General features: G+C 48.0%; 2 protein-coding genes. Both read left to right on the top strand.

Annotation, left to right across the window (positions count from 1 at the left end; genetic code table 11):
* The gene (locus ACLFWI_RS29265) at positions 1–924 is read left to right on the top strand and encodes a nucleoside hydrolase (RefSeq protein WP_446415850.1); all 924 of its coding nucleotides are present in this window, start codon (positions 1–3) and stop codon (positions 922–924) included.
* Between the two features lie 455 nt (positions 925–1,379).
* Complete coding sequence (locus ACLFWI_RS29260; protein ID WP_446415849.1) at positions 1,380–2,468, top strand: hypothetical protein; 1,089 nt, start codon at positions 1,380–1,382, stop codon at positions 2,466–2,468.
* Positions 2,469–2,533: the final 65 nt, after the last annotated feature.

Genomic DNA, 2,533 nt, shown 5'->3' with positions numbered 1-2,533 from the left:
GTGTCCAAACCTCTCGTCCTCATGGATCATGATGGCGGTGTCGATGATTACTTGGCAACCGTCTTGCTGATGACAATGGATCACATCCAACCTTTAGGTATCGTTGTCACCCCGGCTGATTGCTATATTCAACCTGCTGTTAGCGCCACGCGCAAAATTTTAGACCTAATCGGATGTTCTCATATCCCCGTTGCTGAAAGTACGGTACGCGGGATTAATCCCTTTCCCGCCCTTTACCGCCGGGATGCGTTTATTGTGGATCATCTGCCAATTCTTAACCAAAATGACGCCATCCAAACCCCCCTGCTAACCGAAAGCGGTCAAGAGTTTATCGTGCGATCGCTGCAAACGGCTGACCAACCTGTTACCCTGATGGTGACAGGACCTCTCACCACTGTCGCCACCGCCCTCACCCTCGCCCCCGATATCGTCGCCAACATTGAACAAATCGTCTGGATGGGGGGTGCAATTCATGTTCCTGGTAATGTGGAAAAAAGCCTAGAACCCGGACAAGACGGTTCAGCCGAATGGAACGCCTACTGGGACCCCCTCGCCGTACATCAGATTTGGCAAACTCAGATTCCGATTGTCCTTTGTCCCCTTGACTTGACAAATACCGTCCCGGTTACCTCTGAGTTTGTTTACAAATTGGGGAAACAGCGTCGCTATCCCATTTCAGATTTGGCAGGTCAATGTTACGCCTTAGTGATTCCCCAAGACTATTATTTCTGGGATGTTCTCGCCACTACTTATCTCGCCCATCCGGAGTTCTTTACTTGGCAAGATTGGGAAACCACTGTGATTCCTCAGGGTTCCAGTCAAGGTTGTATCCAAGTCGAGGCGGGAGGAAAACGGATTCGGGTACTGGATACTGTCGATAAGACACAATACTACTCTTATCTTTTACATCAGTGGGCAAGGTAACATGAAAAGTGTGATCCTAGTCATGTTACTCACTCTCAGCCGCGTTATCTGAGAATCATGCCTCTCCCACCCAATGAACCGTTAACCCTTTCCGGCAAGGCGATTGAGGGGTTATCCCCTGCCAGTCTCACCCGTTGGGTGAAAACTAAATGAGAATGGTTCATTTCTTTTAATAATTGTGATAGTCCTGTATTATGAATGATAAAAACAGCAAAAATATGACAGAAGCGATTTTAGAGCAGAGTCGTTATCGCAACTCGAATCCCTCCTTGTCTGGGACAAGAGTTCAGAGGCAGACTCTGCTCTTTTAGAGTTTCCATATAACATCCGATTTTTTTAACGCCGAGAGGATAAATAATCAGTGCTGATTGACACTCACCTGACTACAGGTGAGACATAGGGCTTTTTGCATCCTCTCCATTGAAGGGAAATAAGAGTGTAGCGGGATTTTTACCATGACCTATTCCATCGCATCCACAGAACGTTCCGTGTCCCAGCCGACACCGCGTCAGCGTTCTACTGGTGGCAAACCACCCAACTCGTCAAAGTCCGACTCGTCAACATCTAACGTTCATTCCTTAGCGGTGCTTTGGGCGAGGAAATACTATACGGCTGTTACCAACCAAGACCAAGATGAGTCAGTATCCAGTTTAGCGGCGGCGGATCTCAAGGAAACTGCCTCACTGGAAGCCAGAAAAAGCACGGCAGAGAAAATGATGCAAAAGCTCAACTTTGCCAGCGCCCAAGCCTGGTCATTGACCGAAACGCTGCTATCTGAGGAAATTAGGCGTCATGGTATCAATCCTGAATTAGTCAATCCCTTAGAAATTGCGGCTGATACCCGTTATCTGTTTCAAAAGACGGCAAATGCTTATGCTGAACGCGCAACACCCCGACGTTTATCGGTGATTGTCGGCAAAGATTTTGGTAAAGTACGCCAAAAATATACGAGCGTTGATCGGCGTGCGATCGGGTTTGTCAGCATGCAGTTCCACTATACGGGTCAAAAGATACTGGATTGGCTCTCACCAGGGGAACAAAAGCTGTGGCTTCCCTATTTAAAGGTAATGGATGACCACATGTACATGCCCCTACAAGCGGCCTATGATGCGGCGGCGAACCATCCCTACAATTCTCCGGCGCTATTAGCCGTGCAAAATTTGTTACCCATCAGCACGAAACTAGCTATTTCCGTTTGCCAACAAGTTTGCCGTCAAAATCCCAACTACGAAACCTACAGCGGTTCGCTGATGAGCAAAACGGTGAGAATTGCCAGTATCCGCGACGTGGAAATGTTTCAGGTGTATCTGTGTCTGTGTGTCTTAGAGGATGACATTCGGGCGGTGCAGCGAGAATTGTTTCCTTTATGCGTCATGCTTTATCCTCGCCTGGGTGTCGGCTGGCGTTTAGTGCAAGACATGCTTAAAGCCATTGGTTGGGAAATGTACAATCGCCTACCTCCCGAAAATATGGCAACCTTTTTACCCTATCTGCGGACATTAACGGACATGTTCTCCTGTGACGTGTTTCAAGAGCCAGAATAGTGTTGTATAGACATATAGCACTACCGGGATACGTTAGGACATTCCCCTGTTGCCTGTTGCCTGTT

Origin of the sequence: Coleofasciculus sp., from assembly GCF_046539235.1 — a bacterium.
In the GTDB taxonomy this organism is placed as follows: Bacteria; Cyanobacteriota; Cyanobacteriia; order Cyanobacteriales; family Coleofasciculaceae; genus Coleofasciculus.
The sequence above is the reverse complement of the archived record's forward strand: the minus strand, read 5'-3'. Positions and strand labels throughout refer to the sequence as shown.